25 protein-coding genes are annotated in these 26414 nt (G+C 50.2%); 8 read left to right on the top strand and 17 right to left on the bottom strand.

Going from position 1 to position 26414, the window contains the following annotated elements; all coding sequences use genetic code 11:
• The coding region (locus Q366_RS21605) for an ADP-ribose pyrophosphatase (RefSeq protein WP_035240463.1) at positions 1-266 on the top strand (266 nt) is incomplete at its 5' end.
• Between the two features lie 276 nt (positions 267-542).
• Positions 543-2165 carry a response regulator gene (locus Q366_RS14975; protein ID WP_035240449.1) on the top strand — a complete coding sequence of 541 codons (1623 nt, stop codon included), beginning with the start codon at positions 543-545 and terminating at the stop codon, positions 2163-2165.
• A 14-nt stretch (positions 2166-2179) separates the two neighbouring features.
• On the opposite strand, the gene pyrE is transcribed toward Q366_RS14975, so the two are convergent.
• The 9 genes from pyrE to Q366_RS14930 form a co-directional block, all read right to left on the bottom strand.
• Entirely contained in the window at positions 2180-2851 is a 672-nt protein-coding gene (pyrE, locus tag Q366_RS14970) for an orotate phosphoribosyltransferase (protein WP_035240447.1), read from the bottom strand.
• 142 nt (positions 2852-2993) lie between these two features.
• Entirely contained in the window at positions 2994-3830 is an 837-nt protein-coding gene (locus Q366_RS14965) for a dihydroorotate dehydrogenase electron transfer subunit (RefSeq protein WP_051958081.1), read from the bottom strand.
• Positions 3827-4735 carry a dihydroorotate dehydrogenase gene (locus Q366_RS14960; RefSeq protein ID WP_035240445.1) on the bottom strand — a complete coding sequence of 303 codons (909 nt, stop codon included), beginning with the start codon at positions 4733-4735 and terminating at the stop codon, positions 3827-3829. Before Q366_RS14960 ends, Q366_RS14965 begins: the two co-directional genes overlap by 4 nt.
• Before the next feature lie 9 nt (positions 4736-4744).
• Positions 4745-5956: an NADH:ubiquinone reductase (Na(+)-transporting) subunit F gene (gene nqrF / locus Q366_RS14955; protein WP_035240442.1), complete on the bottom strand. Its 1212-nt coding sequence runs from the start codon at positions 5954-5956 to the stop codon at positions 4745-4747.
• Between the two features lie 12 nt (positions 5957-5968).
• Complete coding sequence (gene nqrE / locus Q366_RS14950; protein ID WP_035240440.1) at positions 5969-6577, bottom strand: NADH:ubiquinone reductase (Na(+)-transporting) subunit E; 609 nt, start codon at positions 6575-6577, stop codon at positions 5969-5971.
• Positions 6578-6586: 9 nt separating this feature from the next.
• Positions 6587-7222: an NADH:ubiquinone reductase (Na(+)-transporting) subunit D gene (locus Q366_RS14945; RefSeq protein WP_051958080.1), complete on the bottom strand. Its 636-nt coding sequence runs from the start codon at positions 7220-7222 to the stop codon at positions 6587-6589.
• Between the two features lie 18 nt (positions 7223-7240).
• Positions 7241-8014, bottom strand: a complete 774-nt coding sequence (locus Q366_RS14940; RefSeq protein WP_035240438.1) for an FMN-binding protein — start codon at positions 8012-8014, stop codon at positions 7241-7243.
• Positions 8007-9170 carry an NADH:ubiquinone reductase (Na(+)-transporting) subunit B gene (locus Q366_RS14935; protein WP_035240436.1) on the bottom strand — a complete coding sequence of 388 codons (1164 nt, stop codon included), beginning with the start codon at positions 9168-9170 and terminating at the stop codon, positions 8007-8009. The genes Q366_RS14940 and Q366_RS14935 overlap by 8 nt, the downstream gene beginning before the upstream one ends.
• Complete coding sequence (locus tag Q366_RS14930; protein ID WP_035240435.1) at positions 9167-10507, bottom strand: 4Fe-4S dicluster domain-containing protein; 1341 nt, start codon at positions 10505-10507, stop codon at positions 9167-9169. The genes Q366_RS14935 and Q366_RS14930 overlap by 4 nt, the downstream gene beginning before the upstream one ends.
• 327 nt (positions 10508-10834) lie before the next feature.
• On the opposite strand from Q366_RS14930, the gene Q366_RS14925 reads away from it, so the two are divergent.
• Entirely contained in the window at positions 10835-11218 is a 384-nt protein-coding gene (locus Q366_RS14925; protein ID WP_035240433.1) for a hypothetical protein, read from the top strand.
• 261 nt (positions 11219-11479) lie between these two features.
• On the opposite strand, the gene Q366_RS14920 is transcribed toward Q366_RS14925, so the two are convergent.
• A complete protein-coding gene (locus Q366_RS14920) occupies positions 11480-12010 on the bottom strand; it encodes a peptidylprolyl isomerase (protein ID WP_035240431.1) in 531 nt (176 codons plus the stop codon).
• A gap of 165 nt (positions 12011-12175) precedes the next feature.
• Here Q366_RS14920 and Q366_RS14915 point away from each other — a divergent pair, with 165 nt between their 5' ends.
• Complete coding sequence (locus Q366_RS14915) at positions 12176-13486, top strand: CDP-alcohol phosphatidyltransferase family protein (RefSeq protein ID WP_035240428.1); 1311 nt, start codon at positions 12176-12178, stop codon at positions 13484-13486.
• Positions 13487-13526: 40 nt separating this feature from the next.
• Here Q366_RS14915 and Q366_RS14910 read toward each other — a convergent pair whose 3' ends face one another.
• Complete coding sequence (locus tag Q366_RS14910) at positions 13527-15341, bottom strand: YgiQ family radical SAM protein (protein WP_035240425.1); 1815 nt, start codon at positions 15339-15341, stop codon at positions 13527-13529.
• A gap of 17 nt (positions 15342-15358) precedes the next feature.
• Positions 15359-16774 carry an MFS transporter gene (locus tag Q366_RS14905; protein WP_035240422.1) on the bottom strand — a complete coding sequence of 472 codons (1416 nt, stop codon included), beginning with the start codon at positions 16772-16774 and terminating at the stop codon, positions 15359-15361.
• Positions 16775-16984: 210 nt separating this feature from the next.
• Here Q366_RS14905 and Q366_RS14900 point away from each other — a divergent pair, with 210 nt between their 5' ends.
• The gene (locus Q366_RS14900; protein WP_035240419.1) at positions 16985-17197 is read left to right on the top strand and encodes a hypothetical protein; all 213 of its coding nucleotides are present in this window, start codon (positions 16985-16987) and stop codon (positions 17195-17197) included.
• 45 nt (positions 17198-17242) lie between these two features.
• On the opposite strand, the gene Q366_RS14895 is transcribed toward Q366_RS14900, so the two are convergent.
• Together Q366_RS14895 and Q366_RS14890 are read right to left on the bottom strand one after the other, a co-directional pair.
• Positions 17243-18004: an OmpA/MotB family protein gene (locus Q366_RS14895; RefSeq protein ID WP_035240417.1), complete on the bottom strand. Its 762-nt coding sequence runs from the start codon at positions 18002-18004 to the stop codon at positions 17243-17245.
• Positions 18005-18009: 5 nt separating this feature from the next.
• Positions 18010-18849, bottom strand: coding sequence for a motility protein A (locus tag Q366_RS14890; protein ID WP_035240414.1), 840 nt, complete (start codon positions 18847-18849; stop codon positions 18010-18012).
• A gap of 283 nt (positions 18850-19132) precedes the next feature.
• On the opposite strand from Q366_RS14890, the gene Q366_RS14880 reads away from it, so the two are divergent.
• The 3 genes from Q366_RS14880 (at position 19133) to ppsA (ending at position 22516) form a co-directional block, all read left to right on the top strand.
• Positions 19133-19576, top strand: coding sequence for an iron-sulfur cluster assembly scaffold protein (locus Q366_RS14880; protein ID WP_035240408.1), 444 nt, complete (start codon positions 19133-19135; stop codon positions 19574-19576).
• 4 nt (positions 19577-19580) lie between these two features.
• A complete protein-coding gene (locus Q366_RS14875; RefSeq protein ID WP_035240405.1) occupies positions 19581-19892 on the top strand; it encodes a hypothetical protein in 312 nt (103 codons plus the stop codon).
• Positions 19893-20092: 200 nt separating this feature from the next.
• Positions 20093-22516 (top strand): phosphoenolpyruvate synthase, encoded by a 2424-nt coding sequence (gene ppsA, locus Q366_RS14870; protein WP_035240398.1) that lies wholly within the window; start codon positions 20093-20095, stop codon positions 22514-22516.
• Between the two features lie 155 nt (positions 22517-22671).
• On the opposite strand, the gene Q366_RS14865 is transcribed toward ppsA, so the two are convergent.
• The 3 genes from Q366_RS14865 to Q366_RS14855 form a co-directional block, all read right to left on the bottom strand.
• Entirely contained in the window at positions 22672-23898 is a 1227-nt protein-coding gene (locus Q366_RS14865) for an FprA family A-type flavoprotein (RefSeq protein ID WP_035240396.1), read from the bottom strand.
• Between the two features lie 77 nt (positions 23899-23975).
• Positions 23976-24833, bottom strand: coding sequence for a glycosyltransferase family 2 protein (locus tag Q366_RS14860; RefSeq protein ID WP_035240395.1), 858 nt, complete (start codon positions 24831-24833; stop codon positions 23976-23978).
• Between the two features lies 1 nt (position 24834).
• The gene (locus Q366_RS14855; protein WP_245619979.1) at positions 24835-26325 is read right to left on the bottom strand and encodes a DUF294 nucleotidyltransferase-like domain-containing protein; all 1491 of its coding nucleotides are present in this window, start codon (positions 26323-26325) and stop codon (positions 24835-24837) included.
• Positions 26326-26414 lie beyond the last annotated feature (89 nt).

Below are 26414 nucleotides of genomic sequence, written 5' to 3'. Positions count from 1 at the left end.
AAATTTACCTGATGTTTATTGCTGAACTATTATCCCAGGATTTTGGCCCCACCTCGGAAAGCACTGATGTGCGCCTGTTTTCCCAATCAGAAATCCCATGGGATGACATTGCCTTTGAGGTCATCCGACTGACCCTGGAAGACTATTTCAAGGACCGCGGAAATGCCGGCGATCATGGATTTAAACCGGAATATTTCGGATTTAAGATCAAGGATCTTAAGTTTTCACCGGTCAGTGGGGGCGTGATCGGCGATAAACTGTTTTAACCGGCAGTCTGTAACTTTTTTGACAAACTGCAGGGCGAATTTTTCTGTCAGAAGTTCTTTTTTGGGTATTGTTCAAACTGGTTCTGGTTTAAGGTTTAACCGGTCTCCGGATTCAAGGGGAAATATTTTCGATTCGTTTGATTCATAGGCTGGAAAACCATTTCGTAAATTGATTGTAACCATTTGCCATATTTTCAATGTATTGCCCTTTGTGGCTGACGCTCCCATGCAAGGACCGCAGATGAAATGAAATAAAAAACAGGAAAGGAGAGCCCAATGGACGCGCTTAAAAATTTCGCCTCAAAAAGTTTCATAGAACAAGTCAACCTGCTACAGGATGTTGAAAAAAAGAAGGCCTATGCTGAGATTCCCGGGCTTGTCGAGTTATGCAGACAGAGTGATCCCTTTGATCAGGCAGCGCTCATGGCTGAAAATACGCTCCGGTCCCTTTTACTGGAAAACGAGGCCCAAACCGTAAAAGGCCTTATGTCTGACAATATGAACTTTAAAAAAATCAGCTTACAGGTGTGTTGCCGGAAAAAGTATCCGTCTGCCACATCTGCTCTGCTCAGACTCTTTTCGGATCTTATATCAGAACAGCCATCTGAATTGATATCCGGACATCCGCATTATAATGAAGGGTTTGCAATCCTTTCTGCACTCTCATTAATTCAGCCGCCTGAAGCACTTGACATATTTCGGCAATATCTGCACCATAGTGATTCTTTAATCGCATCCTTGTCCATTGAAACCATTGGGCATTACAAGGATGTTGATTCGGTTGATGCACTATGCAAAATAGTGGCGGACGCAGAAGTTGACGACCGTTATGAAACGTGCGGTCTGGCTGTTGCCAGCGCAATTGATGCCCTGGCAATCATAAACACCGACAAGGCCATATCCTTTCTGGCATCAAAAATTCATCACCGCAATCCTATCGCCAGAAGAATCATTCATGATGCGTTGACACGGCTGGGACCGGAAACCATCCGTTTTATCGCCCCTTTTCTGCTAGCGGGCAATACGGATTTAAACATCATGGCGGTAAACCTTCTTGGGGCTATTGGCGATAAAAAAGGGGCAGACTTGATTGTTGATGCGTTTGATAAGGGAATCGCCGACCATCCCAATGTCAGGTTTGCCGTGTATGATGCTTTGGGTCAAATATTTTCAATGAAGGGCCTTGTCCTCCTTATCGACGGACTTTCTGAGCAGGATCCTGCAATACTCATCGCTGTGATCACCTCACTCAATAATCAAATCAATCCGGGTGTGGCAAAAAAGTTAAAGGAAATTCTCGGAAAAGGTGACGACCATGCTTTCCGGTTAATCAATGCCGTTGTTGCATCAAGGGCCCTGTCCTTGTTTGAATCTCTTTATGAAGATGAGACAATTGGCAACAAAATGATTGAAGCGATTATTAAATCAAACGACCAGGGTCTTTGCGGCGCATTTTCTAAAAAGCTGAAATCCATGAAAGGCAAAAGAGCGGCATCTGATGCGGATCAAATCAAATCAATTTCTTCGGGCCGATTGAAAAAAAAAATACTTGCCGTTGATGATTCAAGATCCATGCTGGCATTTTACGGCAGCGTTGCTTCAGCCATGGGGATCTCGGTCATAACGGCAGAAAACGGACAGCAGGCATTGGATATACTGGAACATGACCAATCCTTTGATCTGATCTTGACCGATCTTAACATGCCGGTCATGACGGGAATAGAGTTAACCCGGAAAGTCAGGGAAAATTTTTCTGTGGATAAAATTCCCATCGTAATTGTCTCAACGGAATCCGAGCGGTCACAAGAGCAATTGGCTATAAAAACCGGTGCCGACGATTTTATAAAAAAGCCGTTCACGGCTGACCAGCTCCAGGATAAAATCAAAACGATTATTTGAACCGCGGCCTGATGTTAATGGTCTGCACCATAGGTTTCCAGATAGGTTTCGATCTTTGCTTTCATTTCGTCATCCAGAACAATGTTGCCCGCTATTTCCCGGTTGTGCAGAAAATTAATGATCTCCCGTATGGTAACAATGGCAAAAATGGGAATACCCAGGGTGTCTGCCACCTCTGCCAGGGCATTTTTGTCTGTTTTTCCCTTTTCCTGGCGGTTCACGCTGATGATAATGCCGCACACCTCTGGATTGCTGCATCCTTTTAGAACTTCCAGGGATTCCCGGATGGCCTTGCCCGAGGTGATGACGTCATCTACCAGGACCAGCCGGGTGTCCGGGGTCAGGGGCATGCCCACCACAGCGCTTTTGTCTGCATAGGTTTTGGCTTCCTTGCGGTTGAACACATACCCTTTGTCAATGCCCATGTCGGCCAGGGCACAGGCGGCCGTGATGCACAAAGGAATCCCCTTGTACGCAGGTCCGTAAATCCCGTGAAACTCGTCTTTGAAATGGGCCTCAATGGCCCTGGCATAATAGGTGCCCAGTTTTTTAATCTTTGAGCCGGTGTCAAACATGCCGGTGTTGATAAAATAGGGGGCAATCCGGCCGCTTTTCAGTTCAAACTCGCCAAACTTCAAGGCATTGCACTGCACCAGAAACTCAATAAATTCTTCTTTATAAGTCATCTTTCTTCTTTCAACCCTTATTTTCCTACACAAATTTAAACATTGAGTATTTTACCATGAAGGACATGAAGAGCATGAAGAATATACCGGAAAATCAATCTTCATGTCCTTCATGCGCTTCATGGTTCTAATTAAACACCAACTATTGGCAGCGCCAGGCTGCATATTCATTTAAGGGAACCGATCTGCCGGTTTTCAACAGGGCCCGGGTATTAAAATCCGCCATGGTTCTCAAGGCCTTTGAGCCAAACACCGGCCCGTCCTTGCATACCACGGCATGGCCGCAGACACAGGCCCCGCATACCCCGAATCCGCATCTCATGTACCGTTCCAGACTGACCTGGCAGGGAATGCCGTGGGCTTCACAGATTTCAAATACCTTTGCCATCATGATTTCCGGGCCGCAGGTATAGACCATATCAAAACCAGGGGCTAAGTTCGCCGGCAATGCCTTGATTTTCTGCACCAGAATGTCTGTCACAAACCCTTTATATCCTTTTGATCCGTCATCTGTGCAGATTTCGGCCTTTGCCGTAAACCGGTCCGGGTAGAGCAGAAAAGATTTGGATCTGGCCCCCTGGATTAATAAAGTTTCAGGCCCGTTATCGGTCTGAAAAGCCTCCACAAGGGGAGCAAGCGGTGCCATGCCGCAGCCGCCGGCCACAACCGCCACCCGTTTATGGCCGTTTCCCATATTAAATCCGTTGCCAAAGGGCCCCCGGATGCCGATTTTATCACCAGGCCCAAGGGATACGGCCTTTCTGGAAAAAATACCCTTGGCCTCCACGGTGATGCCGAAGCGGTCCGGGCTGTGATGGGAAATGGTATAGGGTTTTTCATCCACGCCGGGAATCCACACCATGACAAACTGGCCCGGTTTAAAGTCAATGGGTTCATCAATATAAAGGGTGGCGAACTCAGGACTGTGAATTTTCCTTTCCGCCACCTTGACCATGGCGGGCATCAGTTGCGTAATCACAGGGCCTCCCTGTGGGCTGCGCCCCGGATCTCTTCCAGGGTGGTGCCGTGGGCTGCCAGCCAGTCGTTGATCTCCTTATTGACTTTATCAAACACGGTAATACCCCGGTACCGCACGGCTGTACCGATTCCCACAAGACTGGCCCCTGCCATGATGATCTCGATGGCGTCTGTTCCCGTGCTGATGCCGCCCAGGCCAATGATGGGGATGGATACAGAGCGAAAAATATCGTACACGCAGCGCACGGCAATGGGTTTGATCATGGGGCCGGAAAGTCCGCCCTTTTTAAAGGCGAGCACAGGAGAACGGGACTCAATGTCGATGACCATGCCCGGGCCTGCCGTATTAATGGCGCAGATGGCATCGGCGCCTGCATCCTCACACGCCTTTGCAATGCCTGCGATATCCGGGGCCGCCGGGGTCAGCTTGGCAATCAGGGGCACATGAATCACTTTTTTAACCGCTGCCACAACATCATGGGAAGACTGGGCATTGACCCCGAAAATCATGCCGTGCTGGTCTGAATTGGGGCAGGAGATATTCAGTTCAATAAAGTCCGGCCCTTTGGCAGATACAAATTCCGCCACCCGGACAAACTCGTCCACAGACCCGCCGTAGATGCTGGCGTTTATGGGAAAGGCCCGGTCCGACAATTCCTGCCACTCCTCTTCCATGTTCAGATAGCCCGGGGAGGGCAGGCCCACGGCATTGATCATGCCGTTGCCAAGGTCAATGACCGTTGGGTTCTTATGGCCCTCCCGGGGGGCAGGTCCAATGGACTTCATGGTGGGAAGCCCGCATCCGTTTTCCCAGACCCGCTCCAGAATGGCTTTATTGCTGCCGAGCACGCCCGATGCCAGCACCAGGGGCGTGTGAAGGGTTTTTCCCAAAAACGTGGTTTGCATCAATATCCTTTAAAACTTGTCATAAAATATCATATCATCCTCCACACCCATCCCGTGAAGACTGTGAATAACGGAATCAATCATGGGCGGCGGTCCGCACAGGTAATACTCAATTTCAGCCGGATCTTCGTGGGTGCTTAAGTATGTATCCACAAGATAGGTGTTGATAAATCCGGTCTGTCCGGTCCAGTTGTCCTCCGGTTCCGGGGCGGACAGGGCCACATGGTAGGAGAAATTAGGATATTTTTCCACCAATTCCTTAAAATCGTTGTTGTAAAACATCTCTTTTTTGGATCTGGCCCCGTACCAGAACGAAATCCTGCGCCCGGAATTGATACCGTCCAGCTGGTGCAGGATATGGGAACGCAAGGGGGCCATGCCGGCACCGCCGCCGATAAAGCACATCTCCCGGTTTGTATCCCTTGCCATGAAATCCCCGTAAGGGCCTGACACCATGACCCGGTCACCGGGTTCAAGCCCGAACACATAGGATGAACCAAACCCCGGGGGAATGCCTTCGGTGCCCGGCGGCGGCGTTGCAATACGCACGTTGAGCATGAGAATTTCTTTGTCATGGGGGGGATTGGCCAGGGAATAGGCCCTGAATCCCGGTTTTATCCCTTTGGCCGTCAGTTCCAGAAGCTTGTACTTTTTCCATTCGCTGACATATTTGCTTGCAATATGAAAATCTTTAAAATCAATTTCATATTCGGGCACGTCAATCTGAATATAGGCCCCGGCCTTGAAGTCAAAGGGGTCAGAGGGACGCAGCACAAGTTCTTTGATAAAGGTGGCCACATTTTTATTGGATATCACTTCAGCGTCCACTTTTCTGATGCCGAAAATGGATTCAGGCACCTCAATGGAAAGATCTTCCTTGACTTTGAGCTGGCAGGAGAGACGAACCCCTTCTGTCTTTTCCTTCCGGCTCAGGTGGGAAATCTCCGTGGGCAGTACGCTGCCGCCCCCCTCAAGGACCTTGCACCTGCACATTCCGCAGGACCCGGATCCGCCGCAGGCAGAAGGCAAAAAGATCTCGTTGCCTGCCAGGGCAGATAAAAGCGTGGGATTGCCCGAAATTTTCAAGGCCTGGTCTGGCTTGCCGTTGATGGTCACCACATGTTCACCCCTGGTGGTCACCCTGGCTTCCACAAACAGAAGCACCGCAACCAGAATACCGATAACAACGGTAAACACCACAATGCTGATAAGGTAAATCAATTCAAAGCCTCCTTATAGTGTGATGCCTGAGAACATCATAAAGGTCATGGCCATAAGGCCGGCAATGATCATGGTGAACCCGAATCCCTGCAGCCCCTCGGGGACATCCGAATACCGGGCCTTTTTCCGGATGGCGGCCATGGTGACAATGGCCAGCATCCAGCCGGTGCCGGAACCTGCGCCAAATACAATGGACTCTATAAAGGTGTAATTGCGCTCCACCATGAAAAGACTGGTGCCCAGAATGGCGCAGTTTACGGCGATCAGGGGCAAAAACACGCCCAACGTGGCGTAAAGCCCGGGCGAATACCGGTCAATGACCATCTCCACGGCCTGGGTGATGGCGGCAATCACGGCAATAAAGGTAATGAATTTTAAAAAGCTCAAGTCAAGACCGGGATATCCCAGCCAGGACAAAGCCCCCGGGGCCAGAAGCCCATGATAGATAACCCAGTTTACCGGACTTGTGACTGACAGCACAAAAATAACGGCAAACCCCAATCCTGCCGCAGTATCCACATTTTTGGACACGGCAATAAAGGAACACATCCCAAGGAAATAGGCCAGAAGGATGTTGCCGATAAAAACGGAATTAATAAACAGACTGAACAGATCGCCCATGAATGCTCCTTATTTTTTTTGGCTTGATATGCCGGGCAAAGAATTTTTCAGCCACACCAGCAGGCCGATGACAAAAAAGGCACCCGGGGCCAGCACCATGAGCCCCATATTTTGAAAACCAAGGTCATATGCAAACTGGGGCACCACCTGGAATCCTAAAAACGTTCCGGAACCCAGAAGTTCCCGGATAAAGGCCACCAGCACAAGGATCAGACCATAGCCCAGGCCGTTGGCGATGCCGTCCACAAATGAGTCAATGGGGTCATTGGCCAGGGCAAAGGCTTCGGCACGGCCTAAAACAATGCAGTTGGTGATGATCAGCCCCACAAAAATGGAGAGCTGTTTGGAGATGTCATAGAAATAGGCTTTAAGCACCTGGTCGGTAACAATGACCAACGTGGAGATAATGGCCAGTTCCACAATGATCCGGATATTGGAGGGAATAATCTTCCTCATGGAAGAGATGATCATGGACGAGCAGGCCGTTACCACGGTCAGGGCCAGGGCCATGACAATGGCCGTGGACATCTTCACGGTCACGGCCAGGGCCGAACAGATCCCGAGCACCTGGTAGGCCACCGGGTTCTGGGTCCACAGGCCCTTGATCAGGATGTCGTAGTATTCACTTCTGGATTTAAGCTTCATGGTTCACCTTTTGAAAGTTTAATCGCCCGATGGGTTTGAGCTATGGATACTGCCCGCATGTTTATCTTCGGCCTTCAATTGTTTCTGCCTGAAGGCAACAGATACGCCCTCGTACTTCATCAGGGTGTTTTTAATACCTTCGGACAGATATCTGCCTGTCAGGGTGGCCCCGGAGATACCGTCCACATAATTGGGTTGTTCATCTTTGGGCAGATCTTCGGCCTTTCCCTTGGCAATCCCTATGGAGACAAATTTATTCTGGGAATTGAGGATCTTTTTGCCCTTGAAATTCTTCCGGAACCAGGCACTTTCGATCTCGCCGCCAAGTCCCGGGGTTTCAGAGTGGCTGAACACGGAAAAACCGGATACGGTCTGCCCGTCATTTTCAAAGGCCAGGTACCCCTGGATTTTTCCCCACAGCCCCCGGGTATTGATGGGCACGATATAGCCTGCAATGTCATTAAAATCATGGTCGTCCCGGCTGCCCGGTGCATGGATAAAATACAGATGCATGCCGTCTGGGTCTTCGGTTTCCATCACTTTGCCCTGGCGGTCCACCACAACCTCTTCAATACGTTCGTCATAAAGGGCGTTAATGGCGTCTTTCCCGGGTTTTTGCCCGGCATCCACAAGGCCTGCGGCCTGGAGCAGGTTCATTTTTTTGTCCAGGGCCATGTTCTCCTGCTGCCGGTCCTTAAGACCCGTTGCCGCCGCCGTAATCAAAAGGCTGCACACCACGGACAGGACAAGGGCAAAAAAGATCACATGGGGTTTTGAGTTTTTATCAAACATTGGGAATCCTTTTTGACGATTTGTACTTGAGTACCAGGTGGTCCAGCAACGGCGCAAACACGTTCATGAACAGGATGGCCAGCATCACCCCTTCCATGAACGCAGGGTTGCCCACCCGGATAATCACGGTTAAAAAACCAATGGCAGCCCCGAAAATCCAGCGGCCCGGGTTGGTGCCGGGCGCGGAGACCGGATCTGTGGCCATAAAGGTGATGCCGAACAGAAATCCGCCGGCACACAAATGGTAAAAGGGACCGGCATTGGACCAGGCGTCCTGCCCCCCGGGGATCAGGTATACGATGATGCTGGTGATGACAAGCCCTGCAATACCGCCGATAATGATCCTGTAATTGGCAATGCGGGTCACCATGAGAATGGCCGCACCGATCAGGCAGCAGAGCGCCGAGGTCTCTCCCACGCTGCCCGGCACAAATCCTGTGAAAAGCTGCCCCAGGGGAAAACCGGCGTCCCGGATGGCTGCGGTGATCGACTGCCCCCCGGCCCCTGTCACGGAAAGCGCCGTGGCTCCGGTCACGCCGTCCACCAGATGTTTGCCTGCCACCCAGACATCCCCGGACATGGTGACCGGGTAGGAGAAGAACAGAAAGGCCCGTCCGGTCAGTGCCGGGTTAAGGATATTGCGGCCTGTACCACCAAATACCTCCTTGCCGATGACCACCCCGAAGGAGATGCCAAGCGCCACCTGCCACAAAGGGATGGTGGGGGGCAGGGTCAAGGGAAAAAGCAGCCCTGTGACAAGAAGTCCTTCGGAGATCTTATGGCCCCGCATCACCGCAAAAAGAAACTCCCAGGCAAACCCCACCACATAGGAAACAATGATCATGGGCAGCACATACCAGGCGCCCAAAAGAAAGCATCGGGTCACGGACCAGGATTCCCCGGCCCCGATGCCGGCCTGGTATCCGGTGTTGTATATCCCGAAAAAGGTCACCGGCAAAAGCGCCAGGATCACGATGCTCATGTAGCGTTTCAGATCCAGGTGATCCCGGACAAAGGGCATGACACGGGTTTTGGCCGAAGGCAGAAAGAAAAATGTTTTTGTGGCGTCCCAGACAGGCTCATACTTTTTATACTTCCCGTCCCCGGTAAACAAGGGCCGTGTATCATCAAAAAACTTTCTTAAGGGATTCTTCATTGTTTGTCCTTGTAATAGGCGTCCATGGCGTCCGAAAGGATCCGGGTCAGTTCAATCTTGGACGGGCAGGCAAATGAGCAAAGTCCGCATTTGCAGCAGTCCATGAGCCCAAGGGCCAATGCTTCTTCAAGTTCGCCCCCGTGAAGGGCCTTCATGATAAAGGCGGGCATAAGGTCATTGGGGCAGATGCGTTCGCAATAGGAGCAGTTGATGCAGGCCCGCGCTTCCCCGTGAAGGGTGCAGTCCATTTTTGCCGGACCCCTGAACAGGGAAGACAGAAATGTGGCGGAGACCGATGGCTTGTCAAGGCCGGGCCGGGCAAAACCGAACATCTGCTCCTCTGCCCCGGCTTCAATGATATTGACCGTGTTTTCAAAAAAACCGATATGGGCATCCTTTTCCAGGAGCCGGCCGTTGAACCGGCCTGTGGTGACCATACTGTTTCCAGGTATTTCCCCGGCCAGGGCAGACAAGGGCATGCCCTGGCGGCCCCGCATATGGGGCAGCCGTTCCCCGGGCCGGGTAATGGTTACGATTTTTTCAACCGGATACCGGCCGGAAAGTAAAAACCGGCCCATCATGACCAGGTGATCCAGGCGGATGCACCAGGAACTGTTCTCCGTGGCCACTTGCCTGATCTGATAGAGTACGGCACCGGGGTGCCAGGCAGGATATATGTCCGGGGCTGTGTGGGTTATCTGGTCCGCCACTGAACAGTCCAGCTCCCGGATGCCTGCCAGGCTGCTTTCCCGGCATACCACGACAAGCCGGTGTGAAAACCGGCGTAAAACCGCCATACCCGCGTCAAAGGCATCAATGCTGTCTTTAAGGATGATGGCCGGATGCGGCGAAAAGAGGTCATTGCCGTCCATGGCCACGATAATCATGGCAGGGGAATGATCGGGATCAGCGAAATCCAGGGCCGGAAACTGGCGAAGGCCCTGCCACAGACCGCCTTTTTTCAGGTGCGCCACAAGTTCATCCCCGGGCATGCCGGTGATGTCGTCCAAAGCAACCGGATTACATTCAATATACCCATCTTCGGACTCTGTTGCGATCACCACCTCCATAAGACGTCGCCGGGGCCCGTAAATAACCTTTTCCACCTGACCGGTTCCCGGGGATACATACTGTATGGTCGTATCCCGCTTATCTGTGAACAGGGCCTGGCCGGTTTTAACCCGCTGACCCTCTTTAACCAGCAATTTGGGCCGGATATGGGGGATGTCCCCGGCACAGCAGGCCAGACTGGACGGCAGGGCCAGGTGAACACAGCTCAGATCGGGCTGTTCGGCCACATTCAGGTCAAATCCCCGGGTAATTTTCAAGGTTTTCATTTAGTTATTCCATTTTTATTACTGGCAGTGAACAGAATATAGAAAGTTATTTCCGGATGGACACCGGTTATGGGTCCTCCTTTCTCTCTTTTTTTAAATTTTAATTGTACCAGATATTTGAGTAAGATCAAACGGGCAAAAGCTACACTATTTTAAATTTAATACATGGTGGTTTATAATTCGTATGATCCATTTTAAATTAACATCAAACTGCAAACAAATTACCGCAATTACCCTGGTTTGTCCCTTGATTTTCCGGCATAGAAAGAATAGAAGAGAAATCTAATTTAAATGAAGATACAGGTAATAAAAAAAGGATGATAAAACATGGCTCAAAGAGATTTTGACAGCATACTCACCCAGGAATTTTTAGATGAGCTGTTGCCGCCTGAAAGAAGTGATCAGTTTTTTGATGCGCTGTACGGAGATGCCTCGGAAGGTGCTTATGACATCAGGCTGGAGCCTGTCAGTATTTCCGGCAGCCGGATTGTCCTTGCCTTTAACCTGCTGCGCCGGCCGGACAAATGCCTGGTGTGCAGCCTGACTTACGGACTGCCCAATGTATTTACCCGGCACCCCCTGATTAATATCAAAGGGATGATTGAAAAAATCAAAGAAGCCGGAATTCCGGTAAAAAACTGGCGGTTAGGGGATACCGAGGAAAATTCTGCGTCGCTTCATGTTATTCCTTTGTACATTGACCTGGATTGATCCGACACCCCGGACAACCCTGCTGAATCCAAAAAGAAAAGACCTTTTGCCCCATGATACGCGGCAAAAGGTCTTTTTGTTTACACGGGGTTTTCGTTCAGGAATTATGAGAATCTGGACGCAACCCCCGTGTTTGGACGCAAAGTTGCCCAGATGCAAGGCGCAGAAAAATTTGTAACCGGAGCAACCTTTTGGTTGTGAGGATTGCAAATTTTTCTGCAACGCCGCAGATGGGTGACTTTGCGTCCAAACAATAGATAATCAGGCTTTGGGAAGCTTTGGGAAGGACTTGTTCAGGGTTTTGTTCCACCCATCCAGTCTGGGTTTAATCTTCTTGAATACCGAACCTACATTGCCTTTGATGGTGATGCTTTCAATGGTATCTCCCTGGGTAATGCTGTTGACCACGTCCTGATCTGCTTGGCTGACAACTGCTCCGAATACCGTGTGCATACCGTCGAGATGGGGCGTGGGCACATGGGTGATAAAAAACTGGCTCCCGTTTGTCCCTGGGCCGGCATTGGCCATTGACAGGATGCCGGGCTTGTCATGTTTGAGCTCTTTTTTGAATTCATCTTCAAATTCGTAGCCCGGGCCGCCCATGCCATTGCCATGAGGGCATCCGCCCTGGATCATAAAATCTGAAATCACACGGTGAAAGGTTAACCCGTTATAGTATTCCCGTTTGGCAAGGTTTACAAAATTGCCCACAGTATACGGGGTCTTGTCTGCAAAAAGCGTAATATTAATGGTGCCTTTTGAGGTTTCCATAATTGCTGTCAGATCTGCCATGCTTTTCTCCTGAAGGTTAAAATTTCTTTGAAAATAATATAAAATCGCCGGATGTCAAACATAATTTTATTTCCAGGATAGTGTGAAGATGATAAATAGCACCACAATGATATATCACCACGAAAAAGTTGTCGACAAACGTTTAACTGATATTGAGGCCCAATTATGGAACGAATTCTGGTAATCATGGCATCCAGTGCCCTGGGCACCCTGTTTTTTTTCTGGTTTTCCCACAGCGTGAAGAAAAAGGCCTCTGTCAGGCGGTTTGTTGAATCCCATCTGTGGCTGATGCACCCCAACGCCATCTGCTACTGGCGTACGGCCCTTGCCTTTCTGGGTTTTTTTCTCTATTTCTTTTCGTCCTATCAATCTTTGTCCATTTTTATTTTTACATTTGCTGCAATTCTTGACGGGGTGGACGGGGTGGTGGCCCGGGGCTGCAATCTGGTCTCCCGGTGGGGGGAGTGGCTGGACCCCTTGTGCGACAAGCTGACCTATCTGCCCACCATGATCGGGTTTGCCTATATCGGTATTTTGTCGCCCAGGCTTGTCTGGATTCTTGTGGTCATAGAACTTGTGGGCCAGTTTTTTGCCCGCAGGATACTGGCCTGGCTCAAGGTGTCCGGGGCGGCGAACAATTTCGGGAAAATCAAGTCCATTATCTGCTTTGCCCTGGTGATTCTGTGCGCCCTGATGGATGCCAATCCCGGGATGCTGAATATTGCTGACGGGGTGCTTGGGGCCTGTATCGTCCTTTCTGCGGCATCCATGATTTTCAAATTTGTCCCCAACCGGCTTTATGCCGATATTCTGTCCATGCTCAATTTCATGTGCGGTGTCACCAGCCTGATTCTGACCTATCATCACTGTTATGCCTGGGCCATCTGCGTGATCATCATGGGCCAGTTGTTTGACCTGTTTGACGGGCGCATGGCGCTCAAACACGGGGGAACCAAATACGGTCCCTGGCTGGACGATATTGCTGATTTTGTTTCCTTTGGCCTGGCACCGGCCTATATGGTGATCATTAGAGGCGGAACCTTTGCCCTGGTTTTTGCCCTGATTTATGTGGTGGGTGTGGCTTACCGTCTAGTGCGGTTTGTCACCAAGGACAAGGGCCGTACAGACCTGCCTGCCGGTATTTTCAACGGATTTCCAAGTCCTGCCGGTGCCCTGATTGTCCTCGGGGCGTCCCTTGTGTCCGGTCCCATGCTGCTCTGGGCTTTCACCGCTATTTCCACAGCCCTGATGGTCAGCCATATCCGGTTTGCCCATTTTGGCCGGGTGATTCTCAAACAGATCCCCAAACCCATTTTTTTCCTGATCTCCGCGGCCACCATTGTGGTTTTTGCTTATATCCTGAAAACCAAAAATATCCAGATGTTCGGGTATCTTATCCTGGCGTCCGTGGGGTTTTATCTGGCTGCCGGCAGGCTCTGGGTGCAAAAGATCAGTGTTCCGGGTACGCCCGGGTAACTTGCCTTGGCTTTGTTGTGTTAAATCATTAAGTGGTGCGTTATTTTTTCCGGTAACGTCCCTTTTTTCCCGGTCCGGAAAATTTGCTCTGATTTTGCCTCTGCCGGGGTGTTTCCCGGGTCCGGCCTTCGGCGTTCCGGGTGACGATCTGTTTTTGCTTTTCCTTTGCCCGGGGATCTTTTTCCACAAACACGGGCACCATGGCAAAGGGGTCAATACCGGTATAATACATCAGGGTGGAAAAGGTGGATGGTGTGGGCGTAAATATCTGGACCTGTTCCGGGGTGATGTGAAGTTCGTTTCTGGTAAATGCCTTCAGTTCATTCATCTCCCGCATGGTACAGCCGGGGTGGGCCGCGATCAGGTAATAGGTCAGGTATTGTTTTTTATTCAGCGTGTTGCAGATGCGGTCAAACCGGTGCTTGAACGCAACAAGACTGTCCGTGTCCGGCTTGCCCATGAGCGCCAGCACACCGGGCGCACAATGTTCCGGTGCCAGTTTCATCTGGCCGGAGACATGGTCGGATATTACCTGTTTTAAGTACGCCTGGCCCTTTTGTTTGTCCATGAGGATCAGGTCATGGCGGATGCCTGAGTTGAGAAATATCTTTTTAACACCGGCAAGACGGCTGATTTCATCGAGCAGAGCCATCTGGGGGCCGTGATCCGGAGAAAGGGCGGGGCAGGGGGTTGGGAACAGGCAGCGCCGGTGGGAACAGGCCCCTTTTTTCAGTTTTTTTTCACACTCAAACCCGTACATGTTGGCGGTGGGACCGCCCAGGTCAAATATATATCCTTTAAAATCCTTGTCCCGGGTCATTTTTTTTGCTTCGGCAATAATGGAATCAATGCTCCGCCATCTGACTGTCCGGCCCTGGTGAACGGTGATGGCGCAGAAATTACACTCCCCGTAGCAGCCGTAATGGGTGGGAATGGAAAACCGGATGGTGTCCATGGCCCGGACATGGCCCTGGGCCCTATAATAAGGGTGGACATCCCGCTGAAAATCCAGATCGTGGATTTGGTCCATCTCTTGGGTGGTGCTGAAAGGTGCCGGCGGATTCAGGACAAGAAACCGGTCCCCATGGGCCTGGCTTAAAGGGCGGGCATGCATGGGATCTGTATTGTCGTAAAAGGTTTTAAAACTTTGGATATAAAGGGCCTTGTCCCTGGTGACCGCTTCATAGGCAGGCAGCTCTATGCCCTTGGGGGTTTTAGCGATATATCCCAGGCCGGCAATCTGTGTGACAGGATCTTGTGTGTCTTCCGGCATTGTTTCCAGCCGGTTATCCGTTTTCAGCGGGTTATTCAGGGCCCGGGCCAGTTCCACGATACCGGCATGGGCCATGCCGAACAAAAGGTAGTCAGCCTTGGCATCAAACAGGATGGATCGTCGAACTTTATTGGACCAGAAATCATAGTGGGCAATGCGCCGAAGACTTGCTTCAATGCCGCCCAGCACAATGGGTACGGTTGATTTAAAAAAGCGCCGCACAAGGTTGGTGTATACAATGACGGCCCGGTCAGGCCGCCGGGTGTTTTCTCCGCCAGGCGTGTAATCATCCTGTTTGCGCCGTTTTTTTGTGGCTGTGTAATTGGCCACCATGGAATCCACGGCCCCGCCGGTGATGCCCCAGAAGAGCCGGGGTTCGCCCAGACGGGAGATGTCCCGGTCGCTGTCCGTGTCCGGCTGGGCAATGATGCCCACGGTAAATCCGTTGTCTTCCAGAACCCTGCCGATCAGGCTGACCCCCATGAACGGGGAGTCAATGTATGTATCGCCGGTGACAAGAATTACATCAAGCCGGTCAATACCCCGGTCGTCAAGTTCTTTTCGGGTGGTGGGTAAAAACATGGCCCGCGTTTTCCTGATCAGCGTTTTGGGGCCGGGCCTGGTTTCTGCGCTACCCGGGCCATGGAAAAGACAATCCCCACCAGACTGAGCAGGGCGAAAATCATGAAGGCCGTGTGCATGGTTTTAAGAAATCCCGGGGCTGTGGCAGTGCTGACGCCAGCATCCCCCATGAACATACTCAGCAGCAGGGTGGTGATGGTCATGGCCGTGAGCATGCCGATGCTGCGCATGGTGGCCACAAGGCTGGAGGCAATGCCGTAATGTCTTGGCCCCACAGATCCCATGACCGTGGTCATGTTAGGTGTGGAAAAGACAGCAAATCCAACGCCCATGATAACCAGAACCACCAGCACCTGCCAGATTCCGGCATCCTGGCCGAGAACGGCTGCGAACCCAAGTCCTGCCGCGCAGATGGCCATGCCGGCCGTGGATAATTTGGCCGCGGAGATTTTATCTGAAAGCGCACCAGACAAAGGAGAAAGCACCGCCTGAATTACCGGCTGGACAATGAGCACAAAACCTGTGGCCTGGGCAGACATGCCTTTGACCACCTGCAGGTATAAAGAGAAAAAAAATGTAAGCCCGAATGAGGCGGCATAGTTGATCCATGTGGCAATGTTGCTGAAGGCCAGGACCCGGTTTCCCAACAGCAGGCGGATATCGAGGATGGGAAAGGGGTGCCTGTATTCAAAAACGGTAAAAACAGCCATGAAAATCATGCCTGCCGCCATCAGTCCCGGTGCCCAGGCATGGCTTTCAAGGTGGGACACCCCGACGATCAGACAGGAGAGCGCTGCCATATAAATGATGCTGCCCATGCGGTCAAAGGGTTCCCCTTCAGCGCCTTTCCACTCCCCCTTAAGCTGGGTCAGGGTGAGAATCAGGGCTGCCAAGGCAAGGGGGACAGTCGCAAAAAAGATCCACTGCCAGCCCAGCCAGGCGATCATAAGTCCGGCCAGGGTAGGGCCGGCGGACAGTCCCAGGTAGACACAGGCCACAATGATGCCCATGGCTTTGCCGCGTTTTTCCTTTGGCACCACAGAAGAGAGAATGGCCACGGAAGTAGAGACCGTACATGACACGCCAATACCCTGCAGAAACCGGATGGCAATGAAAATGCCGATGGACGGGGAAAAGGGCAACAGGATCGTGGCAAGGGCAAATAAGGCCACACCTGACACAAATATTTTTTTTCTTCCGGTGATGTCGGCCAACCGGCCCATGGGAAGAAGGAACAGGGTAACGGCCAGCATATAAACCATTTCCACCAGGGCCAGGGAGACGGCACTGGCGCCATAAAACCGGCCAATGGTGGGAAGGGCCACACCGACCGCAGACATCATGAACGGTGCCAGAAACTGGACTGCACTGACAATAAATATGGTGTGGCCGGTGGAAATTCGGGACTGGGGCTTGCTAGTGCTGCTGTTCATATTCCCCCCTGCCTGAGATTTTCAATCATCCGATCCATTATTGATTTATCAATTATTGATCCGTCAGTATAGGAAACGGGTTCGGGAAGTCAAGGACATATAAATCCTAAAAAAAATACTTGCATATTTTTTATTGGGGATTATATTCTGTTAAAGCATTAGTTAGTTAAGACTAATTGCATGGTTTTAAAATGATATCAGGAGGTCACCATGGAAAACACAAACTGCCTGTCACAAAGAGTCTCAAAATATTTACTGGGCGCTGTATTTGGCGTATTTTCCCTTGGATTCGTTGTCCTGGGCGTTACCATTCTTCCTGTGGTCGGATTGATCATGGCCCTGCCGGTAGCCGCGATGGCCATTGTCCTGATCCGCACCCGGCTTAATGACCAGTGCCAGATTGATTTCACCACAGACGTTTAATACACAGACGTTGAATAATGGATAGGAAGAAACGGCGGGATCGGCTTATATCCCCTCATAAGGTTCCGATTGCCCCGTTTCCCTGACCAGGGAGATTTCCACACGCCGGTTGGCTTCCCTGCCCAGAAAATGCGTGTTGTCCCCAATGGGCCGGTATTCGCCAAATCCCTCGATATTGATCCGTTCCGGAGCCACCCGGCAATCAATTAAGAATCTGGCAACACTCATGGCCCTTGCCGCGGACAGCTCCCAGTTGGAGGGGAACTGGGCCGTATGAATGGGGGTATTGTCCGTATGGCCGGCAACAATGATCCTGTATCCGGGTTCTGTTATGAAAAATGAGGCCAGATCCTTTAATGCAGGTTTGATATAGTCCAGCAGGCTGGCCTGGCCGGAAGAAAAACTGATGTCTTCGCCCAGGGTCAGGACGAGTCTGTTTTTTGCCACTTTAACCGAGTAATTTGAAATATTTGAATTTTCCATGACCTGGTGGAGCCGGTCTTCAATGGTGAGCAGATCCAGCTCGGATTCGTGAATTTTTTTCACTGGTTTGGCCGGTGTTTTAACCGTTTCAACGGCCTGGCGGACCTCGGTGGAACCCTGCTTGATTTTTAACGCCTGGGGCATATGGGCCTGGTTGCTGTAAAGCATGATAAAAAAAGCCAGGATCAGGGTCATGATATCCAGCATGGCCCACAAACCAGGATCTTCGGGTTCACATCCCTCCAGAAGGCTTTGGCGTTTCTGGTGAAGCCGCTTTAATTCCGAGATTTCAAGCTCAGATATCAGGTTCTCCGGGGGTATCATGGATATCAGCCTGCCATGGGTTCGTGTTTTTCAGGGTTGGATTGAAGCAGGGGCGGGTTCATGGGCCGTGCCTGGGATTTTCTGTCCACGGTCCGGTCATCCTGGAAATAATCGCCGATGCAGTATCTTAAGCGGTACCCGATGGCCTTGGCATTGGCTTTGTCCGCGATATCCAAAACCCCTTCAATGATCAATGCCAATTCCATGGCGTCATGTTTGGTTTTTTCCGCCAGTTTTTTGGCAATGGGAAGAAAAATGACATTGGCATACAGCAGTCCGTAAAACGTGGTCAAAAGGGCTGTGGCCACCCCTTTCCCGATCAGTTCCGCAGACCCCATGTTGCTCAATACATTGATCAGGCCGATGATGGTGCCCACAAAACCAAATACCGGCATTAATTTAATAAAGGTATTAATCAGGTCGGCCTGGGAGCGCCGGGCCTGCAGGAAGTTGTCGTGTCTGCGTTCAAGGGTTTTGAAAATCGTATATCTGTCAAACCCGTCCGCAACCATTTCAATGCCCATTTTCAGAAATGAATTGTCAATGGCCGCGGATTTTTCATCCAGCACAAGATTCCCGTCCCGCCGCCGGATTGCGGCCAGCACTTCGATCTGTTTTATGAGCGCGTTCAGATCGGTCTTCTCTCCGGAAAATGCCTGGCGGATGTTGACGAAAAGATCTGAAAACAGAACCAAAGGATACGACACCAGAGCGCAGACAGATGCCCCGGTAAGGACAATCAAGTTGCTTTTGATGTTCAAAACAATGGACGATAGTTCGGATACGGTTCCTGACAGCAGGATAAACACTGCAATACCTGCGGCCGGAAGGATTTTCTGGAGCATGGGCTTCTCCCTGTGAAGTAGTAAAAAAACAGACTGTACAGCTACACTTTTATAAGATATAAGCACAAACCATGCCTTTAAAAAGTATTTTTTATTTACAATGCGTTAACTTTTTTGGTGCAAAGAGATCGGAAGGATTTTCCCGCTCATGCAGGTGGTTTTTGCCGACAGGTTTTCATCTATTTTTACCCCAAAAAGATGACAAGCGGGCCGGTTTATGACAAACTGTGCCCGGTAAAAAAACAGGATGCCCGGTGCATACCGGAACTTAAGCAGAAAGGAGATGACAGTGAGTAATCTTGATGCATTTCTGGACAAGCTCCAGGAGGAGATATTTGATGAAGCAAAACAGGCCTTGGGAGAAAGGGGCTTTCACCGCTGGCGAAACCCCAAATACAGCGGCCGGATGGAAAATCCCGATGGATGGGGCCGGGTAACCGGAGAGTGCGGGGATACCATGGAAATATATCTTAAGTTTAAGGACAGCCAGGTGGCGGATGCGTCCTATTTTACCGACGGGTGCGCCTCTTCCATGGTCAGCGGGTCCTTTGCCGCAGAACTGACCCTGGGCAAAACCCCGGAAGAATTGACTGATATCACCGCAGACCATGTCCTTGCCGCCATTGGCCGGCTGCCGGAAGCCGACCTTCATTGCACCACCCTGGCAGCCCGCACCATCCAGGCCGCCTTGGACAACTATATGGGCACCATCGTGAAAAAAAAGTGATTTTATGGAAATCCGCCTTGATTTGAGCCGCCACTGCATCCAGACGGCGGCACGCTTGAAGCTCGAACATCTGATCCGGCAGTGCCTGAAAGCGCCGGATCAGGAAACAGAAGAGATGATTGAGGCCTTGACCGAGTTCCTGTCTTTAAATGATTTCGGTGAATTGCGCAGGCATATTGATCAGGCCCGAAACTCCTTTGAAGGCAGCCCCGGCCCCCTTGTACTCCTTGACCTGCCCCATAACATGGCAACCCCCTTCTCCCGTCTGGCGATTGGCCCCGGTTTCTGCCTTTTGTCCAGCCGATATCGTGCCTGAACGGCAACAACAAGGCGTACACGCCGCTCAATTTACACATTTCCTTGCCATAAAAGTCCCGGGGGAATACAATAAAGCAGTTCTTACTCAGGCTGCCGGTAAAGCGCTAACAGCCTCGTTGCCGTGAAAAACATCCGGCACTTTTCTAACAGCCTGGCAGATTGGGGAATCTCATTAATCTGAACAAAATCGGAGGTAAAATGGGCAAAGATACGCATAAAGATCAGAAGCCGTTAGTGGCGTGGTTCAAGGACTTGACCATTGACGACGTGCCCCTGGTGGGCGGCAAGAACGCCAGCCTGGGCGAGATGTACCGCAATTTGAGCCCCAAGGGGGTAAGCATTCCCAACGGATTCGCGGTCACCGCCCATGCCTATACCTATCTTTTGGAAAAATCCAAGGCCATGGACAAGATTCGGGAAATATTGTCCGACCTGGACACCCATGACATGGATAACCTTCAGGAACGCGGGGCCAGGGTCAGGAATCTGATCCGCAGCCTTGAATTTCCAGGTGCGTTGTATAAGGAAATAGCCAAGGCCTATGCCAGATTGGAAGAGGAATACGGCAAAAATGTGGATGTGGCCGTGCGTTCCTCGGCAACGGCCGAAGACCTGCCCGACGCCAGTTTTGCCGGGCAGCAGGACACCTATCTGAACATCCGCGGCGTGGAAGACCTGGTGGACGCCTGTCACCGCTGTTTTGCTTCCCTGTTCACCAACCGGGCCATATCCTACCGCGAAGACAAGGGCTTTGACCATTTTTCCATAGCCCTGTCCATTGCCGTGCAAAAGATGGTCAGAAGCGATCTGGCCTCAAGCGGGGTTATGTTCAGCATCGACACGGAATCCGGCTTCCGGGACGCGGTGTTCATCACCGGTGCCTACGGGCTGGGGGAAAACGTGGTCCAGGGCGCGGTCAATCCGGATGAATGGTACGTGTTCAAGCCCACGCTCAAGCAGGGCTTCAAGCCCATTATCATGAAAAAAACCGGTGGCAAGGCCATAAAGATGATCTATACCACGGATGCCAAACAGCCCACCAAGAACGTGGCTGTGCCGGACGAGGACCGCCGCCGTCTGGTACTCAGGGACGAGGAGGTGGTGGAACTGGGCCGCATGGCCTGCGTCATTGAGGATCACTATTCGGCAAAGGCCGGATACCTTAAACCCATGGACATCGAATGGGCCAAGGACGGCGAGACCGGCAAGCTGTTCATCGTCCAGGCCAGGCCCGAGACAGTGCATACCTTGAAGGACATGGCCGTTCTCAGGGAATTTCACCTCAAGGAGAAGGGCGAGGTGGTGTGCACCGGCCAGTCCGTGGGCGAACTCATAGGCCAGGGCAAGGTCAACGTGATCAAGTCCGCCCAGATGATTTCCCAGTTCCAGAAGGGTCAGGTGCTGGTCACGGACATGACCGACCCGGACTGGGAACCGGTGATGAAGATCGCCGGTGCCATCGTCACCAACAGGGGCGGGCGCACCTGCCACGCAGCCATTGTCAGCCGTGAACTGGGCATCCCCTGTATCGTGGGCGCCGGTAATGCCACCACCCGGATGGAAACCGGCCAGGAAGTGACCGTGGACTGCTCCCAGGGCAGCACCGGTTACGTGTTTGAGGGACTTCTGCCTTACGAGATCAAGGAGACGAACCTGGAAACCCTGCCCAAGACCAGAACCAAGATCATGCTGAATCTGGCCAGCCCGGAGCAGGCCTTTGAAAAGAGCTTCATCCCCAACCATGGGGTGGGCCTGGCCCGTGAGGAATTCATCATCAATTCTTATATCAAGATTCATCCCCTGGCCCTGTTGAGGTACGAGGAACTGGGCGACGAGATTTTGAAACGGGCCATAGCCGACATGACCATCGGCTACAGCGACAAGAGCGATTATTTCGTGGACAAGCTGGCCGAGGGCGTGGGCATGCTGGCTGCAGCCTTTTATCCCAAACCGGTCATTGTCCGGCTTTCGGATTTCAAGACCAACGAGTACGCCAACCTCATCGGCGGGGCCCAGTTTGAGCCGGACGAGGAAAATCCCATGATCGGCTGGCGCGGTGCCTCGCGCTATTACGCCAGGGAATACAAGGCCGCTTTCGGCCTGGAATGCAAGGCCATGCTCAAAATCAGGAATGAGATGGGGCTTCATAACGTCCAGGTCATGATTCCCTTCTGCCGTACTCTGGACGAGGCCAGGCAGGTGATAGAGACCATGGCCGAATTCGGCCTGCGCCAGGGGGAAAACGGGTTCAAGGTGATCTGCATGTGCGAGATACCGTCCAACGTCATCCTGGCCGAAGAATATCTGGAGATTTTCGATGGGTTTTCCATAGGCACCAATGACCTGACACAATTGCTGCTCGGCGTGGACCGGGATTCTGCCCTTGTCTCCCATGTATATGACGAGCGCAATCCAGCGGTGAAAAAAATGGTCCGCCAGGTGATTGAAACCGCCGTAAAAAAGGGCAAGTACATCGGCATCTGCGGCCAGGCTCCCAGCGATTACCTGGAGTTCGCACAATTTGTGGTGGAATGCGGCATTGAGACCATGTCCCTTAATCCGGACACGGTGATCAAGACCACCCTGGCCGTGGCTGAACTTGAAAAGCAATTGGGCATATAGGAGGCATCCCTCCCGGCAGGCAGGGCGTATGCGTGTTGGCTCGCATTAGCGAATGTAAAGAATCCGATTTCCGGCAACCTGGCTGGAATCGGATTCTTTCTGTTCACGGTCATTCCAATTTTTGGGTCCGGGAAAGAGCCTTTCCCGAACTGTTTTTACCCGGTAAATTTAATCAGTTCCCCGCAAAAGTCGTCTATCTTCCGGATCATGGCCTGTTCATCCGTGCTGGTGGGCGCCCCCTGCCATTCATAAAAACCGAGCAGATCCCAGCCTGATTTTTCAATTTTGGATTCAAAATCCCGCTGGGCCCCCCCGACCCATCCATAGGAGCCGTACCTGAAAACCTTTTTGTTGGTCACTTTTTTTACGAGCAGTTCGTCAATCACATGGGACATGGGTGGAAAGACTTTGTATTCGTAAGTGGGCATGCCGAAAATAAGTCCGGCAGACTTCCAGGCACTGGCCAGTATATAGCCGATGTCATCGCCCGGGGCCTGGTAAACATGCACCGGAATCTTGTGTTTTCGTATGGTTTCAACCACAAGGTTGAGCATGGATTTTGTACTGCCGTACATGCTGGACCAGACCAGGGTAATCTCCCTTTCGCCCGGACCTTTGCTGTACGCTGCATAACGTTTGTAATGGTCGATGATCACGCCGGGGTTCTCCCGCCAGATAATCCCGTGGGAGGGACAGATGATCTTGATATCCAGTCCGGACAGTTTGGCAAGCCCCTTGAGTACAAAACCGGAAAACGAGGAGACAATATTGGCGTAATATCTCAATGCTTCGTTTTCAAAAAAAGCATGTTTTTCCTCGGAGAGCTGGTCGTCAAAAATGGTGTCGTCCGGCACTTTGCCGTAGGAACCAAAGGCATCGCAAGCAAACAGAATTTTTCTTTTTGTCTCATAGGTCATCATGGTTTCGGGCCAATGGATGTTGGGCGTTTCAAAAAACTGGAGTTCATAGTCCCCGACTTCCAGGGTCATGCCGTCCGTGATGGCCACGGCCCGGTCCGCCGGGACCCCGGCAAAGGCTTCGAGCAGGGGAATCGCCTTTTGGGTACAGTAAATCACGCCCTTGGTATTTTTTTTGCAAAAATCCCGCAGCCAGCTGGCGTGATCCGGCTCCATGTGGTTCACCACGATGATATCAATGTCCTCAACAGCCAGGCTGACCCCTTCCATCTGTTCGGTAATGGCCCTGGGAAAGCCCATGATGTCCTGGGTCAGATCAATGAGTACGTTCTTTTCACCCTTGATCAGATACGCGTTTATGGAGATGCCGTGGGGAATAGGCCAGATCCCCTCAAAAAGGTAATTCTCATCTTCGATGTTAACCGCAAGGCGGTAAATATCGTCTACTATTTTTTGAAATTTCATCCTGCAATTCTCCTTGCACCAATTTGGTTGTAAAAAATGTATTTAAAGATGCCATGTTCAATTTTTAAAATCAATCTTCAAACACGAAGTTCACAGCTATCCTTGTCGCCGGCAAGCATCAGGTAATGGGCGCCTTCTTTTTCCCTGCCCCGTTTCATGCACCCGTTGGCAAAAATCCGGCACTTTTCTTTAAATACGGTTAACGCGGCCTGTTCCTGATCCGAAGACAGGACATTGGACTTGATCAAATTCAGGATGGACTGAATCCGGTATTTATCCTGGGAGTGGGAGGCGGACAGTTGATCTCCATGCCCCCCGGTTTTAACCGTTAAGGGGGTGTCAATCAGATACACGGGCGTGTCATGGGAAATACGCAGCCACAGATCATAATCCTCGCACACCGGAAACGTCTCATTAAACGTTCCCTTTTGCTCAAAGAGTTGTTTTCTCATCATCACAGCCGAAGGGCTGACCAGGCAGAGATTTAAAGAAGGCTCAAAAATCATGCCCGATGGTTTTTTATGTTTTTTCCTTGGATTGACCCGTTTGCCCTTTCTGATCCAGATTTCTTCGGTCTGACAGATCATTGCCCCGGGATTGGATTGAAAAAAGGCCATTTGACATGAAAGTTTGTTCTTTTCCCAGGCATCATCGGAATCCAGCAGGGCAATGAAGCTGCCTTGGCTTTCTTGAATCCCACGGTTGCGGGCCGCACTCACCCCTTTGTTTTCCTGAACCAGGACCCGGATTTTATCTCCATACCCTGCCAGCAGGTCCCGGGTTTGGTCGGTTGACCCGTCATCCACCACAATAACTTCCCGGCTCCGGTAGTCCTGGGCAAGGGCTGAATCCACTGCTCTTTTCAGGGTCCACGCCCGGTTGTATGTGGGAATAATTACACTGACCGTATCGTCCTGAAGAATTGGCCCAATCATATTACGCAAAAAAATCCTGTTGAAGTTTTACCCTTGTTTCTATTTTCTTAAATATTTCTTTTAATGTCTTCTGCTCTATTCTTGATAGCTTTTTAGGATTGATATTATTATCAGGTTCTCCACCTTCATTAATGATTCCATGTATTTGATTGATAAATCTTAAATTCATCATATAGTTATAAGAATGGCTTATATCATTATAATCGGATTCGCTTATGACGTTTTTTTTGTATAGCAACTCTAATCGTTCCATCGTATTTGTAGCAGATATTTTATTTTGAAGCGCATATATTCGTGCAAAATCTACCACAAGCATCATAGCGCCTTTAATATCAAAAGTATTTTTAAATTTACCTTTAGTTTCAACAATAAAATTACCAAAAAAGCCTATGGGCAATCTAAAGTGAGATGTGTTTTCAGCCATATTCTTAAAAAAAATTGTCCGGTTGTCCAAAAAATCAAACAAAGATTCTCTAAGCGCATTGACTAAACTGATATCTCCATATCCAAAACGAAAATCAAAAAAAATGCTTGTTTGGAGAAGAGCCTTGGGACTGGCGTTATAAATCCATTCTTTAAAATATTTTTTCCATACAGAAACAGGCTGACACCATTTTGGATTTTTTGCCATTATGTCACCTTTACAAAAATCATATCCTGTTTTATCGAGCATATTACATACGTGTTCGCCTAACTTTAAAAAATATGCATTTACAGATTTCAATTCTCCCTCATGGACATCCTCAAAAATAATAGCATTATCCTGGTCTGTTTTCAGGGTCTGTTCTTTTCTGCCTTCGCTTCCCATAACCATAAACGCAAATTTAACAGGAGGCTGTCCTATTTCCTGTATGGCGAACTTTATCAGCTTCTCTAAAATCGCATCTGTTATTGCAGTAACAAAATTATTTATATTTTGAGCTTTTGCCCCCTCATTTATTAACGTAGCGATGCTTTGGGGAAGCTGTTTTTGTTTTTTTGATATCTCTTCATAGGAGACAGCCTTATTTATTTCTTCGATAAATAAAAAAGGAAGTTTGCCTTGGGCATTTATCAGATCGCTGTTTGAAATCACGCCTATTGCATCATTTTCATTGTTGATTACGGCTAAATGTTTTACGCCTGTTCTCATTATTTTTATGAACGCTTCAAATACACTTGAATGCTCTGATATGCTTATTAAAGGATAAGACATTATATCAGAAATAGGATTTGAAGTTTTTAAATCAGCAGCCACAACTTTATTTCTAAAATCCTGATCCGTAGTGATACCGATAAATCTGCCTTCCTGTTTTATCAGAATAGAGCCGCATCTGTGTTGTTTCATCAGAACTGCAGCATCTTTTATAGAATTGTTTGCACTGCAGAAAAGTACGTCCTGTCTTATCACGCTTGATATAGAATTACTAAAAAATTGTATAGACGATTCTTTGTCACTTAAAAAAGAAAAAGGCTCAATATTTGATAAAAATAAAAAATAATTCTGATTCATATTTTATCCTTTAGAAAATTTGTTTAAATATCTTAACCCCCTGTTTTTTAAACTGTATGTAGAACAAGTATTTTATTTCAGCATTAACT

This window comes from Desulfobacter vibrioformis DSM 8776, from assembly GCF_000745975.1.
GTDB classification, from domain to species: domain Bacteria; phylum Desulfobacterota; class Desulfobacteria; order Desulfobacterales; family Desulfobacteraceae; genus Desulfobacter; species Desulfobacter vibrioformis.
The sequence above is the reverse complement of the archived record's forward strand: the minus strand, read 5'-3'. Positions and strand labels throughout refer to the sequence as shown.